At 42.5% G+C, this 6,663-nt stretch carries 5 protein-coding genes; all 5 read right to left on the bottom strand.

Annotated elements, in window-relative coordinates:
- Positions 1–105: 105 nt before the first annotated feature.
- Positions 106–1,383 (bottom strand): hypothetical protein, encoded by a 1,278-nt coding sequence (locus DW019_RS14575; protein ID WP_118444030.1) that lies wholly within the window; start codon positions 1,381–1,383, stop codon positions 106–108.
- 75 nt (positions 1,384–1,458) lie between these two features.
- On the bottom strand, positions 1,459–2,145 hold the full coding sequence (locus DW019_RS14570) for a YoaK family protein (RefSeq protein ID WP_243024169.1): 687 nt from the start codon (positions 2,143–2,145) through the stop codon (positions 1,459–1,461).
- 2 nt (positions 2,146–2,147) lie between these two features.
- The gene (locus DW019_RS14565; RefSeq protein WP_117478985.1) at positions 2,148–3,746 is read right to left on the bottom strand and encodes a potassium/proton antiporter; all 1,599 of its coding nucleotides are present in this window, start codon (positions 3,744–3,746) and stop codon (positions 2,148–2,150) included.
- A gap of 30 nt (positions 3,747–3,776) precedes the next feature.
- Complete coding sequence (gene rsmH / locus DW019_RS14560; protein WP_347461580.1) at positions 3,777–4,826, bottom strand: 16S rRNA (cytosine(1402)-N(4))-methyltransferase RsmH; 1,050 nt, start codon at positions 4,824–4,826, stop codon at positions 3,777–3,779.
- Positions 4,827–5,646: 820 nt separating this feature from the next.
- Complete coding sequence (locus DW019_RS14550; RefSeq protein WP_242989394.1) at positions 5,647–6,465, bottom strand: methyltransferase domain-containing protein; 819 nt, start codon at positions 6,463–6,465, stop codon at positions 5,647–5,649.
- Positions 6,466–6,663 lie beyond the last annotated feature (198 nt).

The raw sequence follows: 6,663 nt of genomic DNA, 5'->3' as shown, positions 1-6,663 counted from the left end.
TTGGGAACACACCTGCATAGCAGGTGGTTTATTTTTATTGCCAATACAAAAAAGACAGCTGCCGCTGATTTTGCAACAACTGCCACTTCGATTATTCATATTTTCTTAAAGTCCCATTTCCTCACAGATATCCCCATACCAATACACTTCATCCTGCTCAATATAATGGAGCAAAACAGCATCCAATTCAAACCTTTCATCCAGTCTGCTCATATTGCATGCGGTCAGTGTCGCCTCGGAAAGGCGCAAAAACATTTCCTTTGCCTCACCGGCAGGAGCACGCTGTAAACAAACCGTATAAATTAACGGCAGCAAGTCTTCCCGCTGAATCTGCGGGCACCGCTGTTTTTTATCGGCACTCCATGTCTCTAAACAGGCACGCGCAGTCTTTACATCCCGGCACGCCTCCTCTGTATGGATATTTTCAGCAATAAATTTTAAAATCCACTCCGGAACCTGTGCACCGCCAGGCAAGTGCTTTAACTGTCTTTTCGCCTGTGCCGCATGAATTAACTGTTCCTTCTGAATCGGACCACGAAACAAATCCGAATAACGCTTCGCATAACGTGAACTGTCTCCAAAGACCTCTGACAAAAACTTTGCATTGGACGGTTTTGTCGCATAAACCGACTTTGCAAGTTCCCAGATAACCTCCTGCATATGCTGTGCCACCGTGTACTGGCGCGCATACCGGTTTTTATGTAAAAAACGGTCAATTTGTTTGCGCGGAGTTTCCCTGCGTTTTCCGTGCTTTTGCTGCCATGCAGGGAAATTCACTTCATCGAGAAGTTCATCTAAGCGTTTTTTCTCCTCATCTCTTACCCACGAAAGAATACTGTCTCTGTATTGTTTCACATAATTAAGTGCCGTCTGGCTGTACCCTTTGAACCAGTCAACACGTCCGCCCATCCACCACAGAAATTCCTCCGTGGAAAAATCAAGCGTTCCCTCATACGCATTCATCAGTTCTCTCGTACTCCGTGTGTGGGAAATCACCACATTGTCTTCTAAATTTTCCTCATAGAAAGCAATCATTTTCTCGCACTGCTCCATCGATTTCTTATGGTCAATGCCGTAAAGATAAATCATTTCCTGATAATCATTGACATAAAAAGACGGTTCACCGATTCCCACCATCAAATACTGCTTCGTCTCCTCCCTGTCAAGCCCCATGGCAAATGCCATTTGAAAAACCGCCTGACGGCTCGGCTTATGATACTTTTCCAAACCAAACCAGCGGTGCATCGTGGGAAGAGAGGCAAAATCCACACGGCCGGTTCGCTGGCGGAATACTAAAAATGCCTGACGCCTCGTCTGTTTATCCGGTTCATTTTCTCCCCATGGATACCCCATCCGCTCCATAATAAATTCATCAAATCTCATCCAACCACTCCCATTCCATACGCCATTCCGACAAACAAGTAACTGCATAAAATCGGAATGGACTTGATAAATCCTCTACGAACGGCTTTCATGTTCTTCCTTCTCCCTGTCAATAAACATCATAATAAAAGCAGCAAGCAAAAAGAATGCACACACTAAAATTGCCTTTTCCTTCATATAAGAAATGCATACATTTCCAAGTACGGCACCAATAATAAAGCACAAAATCACACCGTAATAAAGGATGCTTTTTGACAAACACTTTTTCTCTTTCGTATGTATATAATCGCACAAATTCTGTGTACCACTGCGAAGATTTCCGATACACATCGTAGTCGCAATTCCGTTTCCGTGAATCTTACGGAAACTCTCTACCTGAATTCCGCAGGCAAGTGACGTTAAACTGTTTGCTAAGAGATTAAGAGAAACCGGAATAAAGCACACGCCGGCAAGGACAATCGCCTCTAACAATACAGAAATCTGCCGCCAGTGAAGCCTTTTTTTTTCATCCATCCGAAAACGCACCAAATCAGCCAGCATAATTCCAGCCGCAAATGCAAGTACCGGAAACAAATACCGCACAACCTCCGGCCAGTTTCTCTCGGATATGCTTACGCCAAGCAACAGCATATTTCCCGTCTGTGCATTTGCAAATACACGGTCGCGCATGATGTACGAATAGGCATCCATAAATCCACCGGATGCCGCTAACACGATTCCTAACTCGATGGACTCTGACATCTGCTTTGCTATTTTTTTCATTTCTATCGCTCCTTTATCACAATTGTATCACCCGGTGCAAACACCGTGTTTCCATTTGGAATAATCAATTCTTCCCCCCGCTGAATCATCACGACTAACTTTCCTTTTCCGAGATGAATCCGCGATAAACTTTTGCCTACCCATTTGTGACTGCCGTCTAACTCAATTTCAATTAGCCGCACACCATCCACATCACTCGGTGCCTTTGCACTGAGAATCAATGTGTCGCCCGGCACAAGCACGGTGTCTCCGTTTGGCGTCACATCTTTTTCATCCCGCTGAATCTGAACGAGAAGTGTTTCCGGCGGCAGCAAAATATCTTTAATCTTACTGCCTGCCCACGGATGATTTTCTTCAACCGTAAACTGGATAAATTGAACCGGCACTTCTTCGGTGTAGTCGGTAAAGGTCTTTAATACGTCTTCTTTATCATCAATCATATGGAGCATTTTCGCCACATACGGAAGCAGTGTTCCTTGCAAAAGAATGGAAAAAAGCACGATGAAAAATATCATGTGAAAAATGTCGTGTTCAAACAACGTGCCGCTGCTCCTTGCCATTATCGCAAACACAATGGACGCCGCCCCGCGAAGCCCCGCCCACGAAACTAATATCTGCTGCCGCCATTTACTTCGGAAAGGCGTTAACAGCAAACACACAACCGCAGGTCTGGCAACAAACGTCAAAAACAACGCAATCATCAGTGACGGAAAGACAACCGCCGGCAATGACGATGGAAATGCCAACAGCCCAACAAGGAAAAAGACTAACATCTGCATCAATCCGGTCACACCGTCAAAGAAATGTACCAGCGACTTTTTATTGTCCAAATCCGCATTTCCCAGTACAATACCAAACAAATACGCACTTAGGTATCCATTGCCGCCAACTGCGGAAGGAACCGCATACGCCAAAAGCACGAAGGCAAATACTAAAATGGTATCAAAGCCTTCTGTCGTAACCTGAAATTTTTTCAAAACAAAAATCGTAATTCCCGCCATCAAGGCACCGATTGCCACACCATAAATAATCTGCGCAAACACCGTATAGGTAATGGCTCCCGCACTGATTTTGCCACCACTAATCAAACCAAGCATAATCGTAGTAAGCATATAGGAGCATGGGTCATTACTACCACTTTCCACCTCTAAAAGAGAGGCAGTCCGGTACTTTAAGTTCAACCGTTTAGAACGCAGAATCGAAAACACCGACGCCGCATCGGTCGAGCTTATCAGCGAGCCAATCAAAAGACTCTCAAGCAGTCCGATGTGAAGTGCATAGTAACAAAACAATGCCGTCAGCCCCGCCGTAAGAACAACACCGGCAGTCGATAAAATAACCGCGCGCAGAGCAATTGGTTTTGCAGCGCTCCATTTTGTTCCAAAACCACCATAAAACATAATAAAAATCAGGGCAATGGAGCAGATTTGTTCTGCCAGTTCAAAGTTTTCAAACGAAATCCGAATGACACCATCCGAGCCGAAAAACATACCAAGCACAATAAAAATCAAAAGCATCGGAACACCAATGCGGTTCGATATTCGGTTCCCTACTAAACACGCCAGAATCACAATTGATACGAAAAGAATTGCAAATGTCATAGTACTTCCTTTCTTTGTCGTTTTTTTCGGTTACTTCTTAATCGCCCACCGCATCTTCGTAGAACGTGCTCGCCCATTTTGTGCACATTCTTTCGCTGAAGGGCGTATCACATCTTTTGCATAATCGCTGTAAATACCAGCTTTGTAGCCGGACTTTAGCGCCTTTTTTACTAGACGGTCTTCGCCGGAGTGGAAGGTAAGAATTGCTGCCCTTCCGCCGGGTTTTATGCATTCCGGTAATTTTTCCATAAATTCATACAATACTTCAAATTCATTATTTACATCAATGCGCAGCGCCTGAAAGACCCGCTGACACGTTTTTTTGACGGTATCTTTGCGCTCCTTTTCCGGAAGAAACATTAACGTCTTTTCAATGACATCACGCAGTTTCTTCGTCGTGTCCATCCGGTTTCCTCTGCGGATTTCATCGGTAATGGCCTTTGCCAACTCCTCACTGTAAGGTTCATCTGAGTTTTCATACAGCATCCCGGCAAGCTCCTCTTTGGTAATCGTGTCAAGCCGCTCTGCGGCACTGATTCCTTCCTTTTGGTTTAACCTCAAATCAAGAGGACCTTCTACTTTAAAGGAAAATCCACGCTCCGGATTATCAATCTGCATGGAAGAAACACCCAAATCGGCAAGCACAAAATCAAATCCGCCTGCCTCCTTTGCGATTTCGTCAATCGTACAGAAATTCTGCAGTTTTATTGTGAGAATTTCTTCGCCGTATCCCTGCTCCAAAAGGCGTTTCTTCGTCTTAACTGATTCTTCCGGATCCACATCTGTCGCATAGATATGTCCTCTGCCCTCTAAACAGGCAAGCATTGCTTTTGTGTGCCCGCCATAGCCAAGCGTCGCATCAAATCCAATCTGCCCCGGCTGAATCTGCAGAAAATCCAGAATTTCCTGTACCATAATCGAAAGATGCATCCCTGCCGGTGTATTTCCCTTGCGAATCACATGCTCAATCATATCCTGATACTTCTCCGGCTGGTGTTCCTTATATTTTTCCTCAAATTTCTTCGGATATTTTCCACTGTAATGTACCCGTCTCTTGTGCTTTTTCTCTTCCTGTGGCATCATTTTCATCCCTTCTTTGCATTTTCTGCTTTATGATACAATATTCAGCGGATATTGGTCAAGTAAGCGCTTAAATATTTTATGACAAAATTCATGATTTATGGTGAGCTTTTAATTTTTGCAACTTTTTTTAATTCTCATTCGTAATATTTGTATAACTCAAAGGAACAATTAAACTTATACAAAAAAAGGAGGCAGCACTCCGCCATCTTATTTTACCAAAAACAATTACCACAATTGGAAGTTACGCCTTTGCCGGTTGCTCTTCCTTATCCCGGATTGATTTTAATCATACAGAAAGACTGCACATTCAACAGTATGCGTTTGCAGACTGTGACCATTTGCAGGATCTGGATTTAAATAATATGCGAATTGGTCCTTATGCGTTCAGCGGTGTGTCTCCGCTTGCATCGGTCTCATTATTTAACGTTGATTTTTATGAAATAAACGAATGTGAAACTTCCACCGGCATTTATCCATTCGGCACCCGTACAGTCAAAAAAATGTTTGTCGACAGTGCCCTGACTTCCTTTTATTTTCCTGGCAGCACATCAGTTGAACATCTTTATGTCTGCGGCCGCTTAACAGCATTAAAGGGTGATGTTAAATCATACAAAAAAGTAAAAGTAATTCACACATACCCTTCCGCCAAAGCCGCCTCTTTTGCCAAGAAAAAGAAACTTTGCTACGAAACACTCAAAGTCTCTGGCAAAATGAAAAAAGTGGAACAAACGAATTTAACTGCATATAATTATGTTCTTGGCAGGATATCCCCCGCCTTACTGGCTAAGCCAGCAGGGCGGAGATTTTTTAATAATAATTATGACTCCTTACTTTTATTTCGAGCAATCATAATATCCATACAATGCTGGTGTGGCACACCGCCGCTGTTACAATCAAATACAACTTCTTCAATTTTGTGGAAATACCAATCATGATACAAGGTAAAAATTTGTCCTGATTTCCATCGAAAACGATTTTTTTCCTTCCCTGGTAAAATTTCAACAAATGGTTTATCCACAAATACATTCATAACATGAATTCCATCCGGCTTGGTATGTTGCTTCAACTCATTTACAACATCTTTCCTTTTCTCCGGTTTCAAAAAATGAAACACTCCACTACATAAAACAATATCATAATCTTCGCAAAGCTGCATATCCTCAATATTTGCTGTAAAAAAATCTACATAAACACCATGCTGTGAAGCTAACGCCCTTCCCTTTTCAACTCCTGTCTCTGCCAAATCAAAAGCAGATACATGGTATCCATTTCGTGCTAAAAAAACAGCATCTTTTCCTTCCCCGCACCCTACATCAAGAACCTTTAACGGCTTTATTGGCGGCTTTAATTTTAAAATTTCATAGCATAAGTCATTCGGCTTTATTCCCCAATAATACCCTTTCTCCTGATATCGTTTTTCATAATCGCTCAATATTGGAGACTGATATCCAAGAAGAGAATCCACACTCATCCCAAATACCTTTGCAATTGCAGGTAACAAACTAATTTCAGGACATGTCATCCCATTTTCCCATTTTGATACCGCCTGATTTGACACATGCAATTTTTTTGCCAATACTTGCTGCGTGATACCAAGTTCTTTCCTTTTTTTCATAATAATTGAACCAATTTCCAACCTTCACACCTCCTACTTATATTGTAGAGTACAAATTTTTAGAATGCTATCACTTTGTTGTTGAATTTTCAATTAAATTTCGCCAAATAGTTAAAAACTCTTGGCACATACTTACATGTGTTATATAATACCAATCATAATGATGCTTCTCCTGTCTGCCAGTGGAGGGAGACGATAGGATGGAGAACACGCAAAAGA

The organism is Clostridium sp. AF37-5 (assembly GCF_003477605.1).
Taxonomy (GTDB): domain Bacteria; phylum Bacillota; class Clostridia; order Lachnospirales; family Lachnospiraceae; genus Eubacterium_F.
This window is presented reverse-complemented; position numbering and strand designations above follow the sequence as displayed.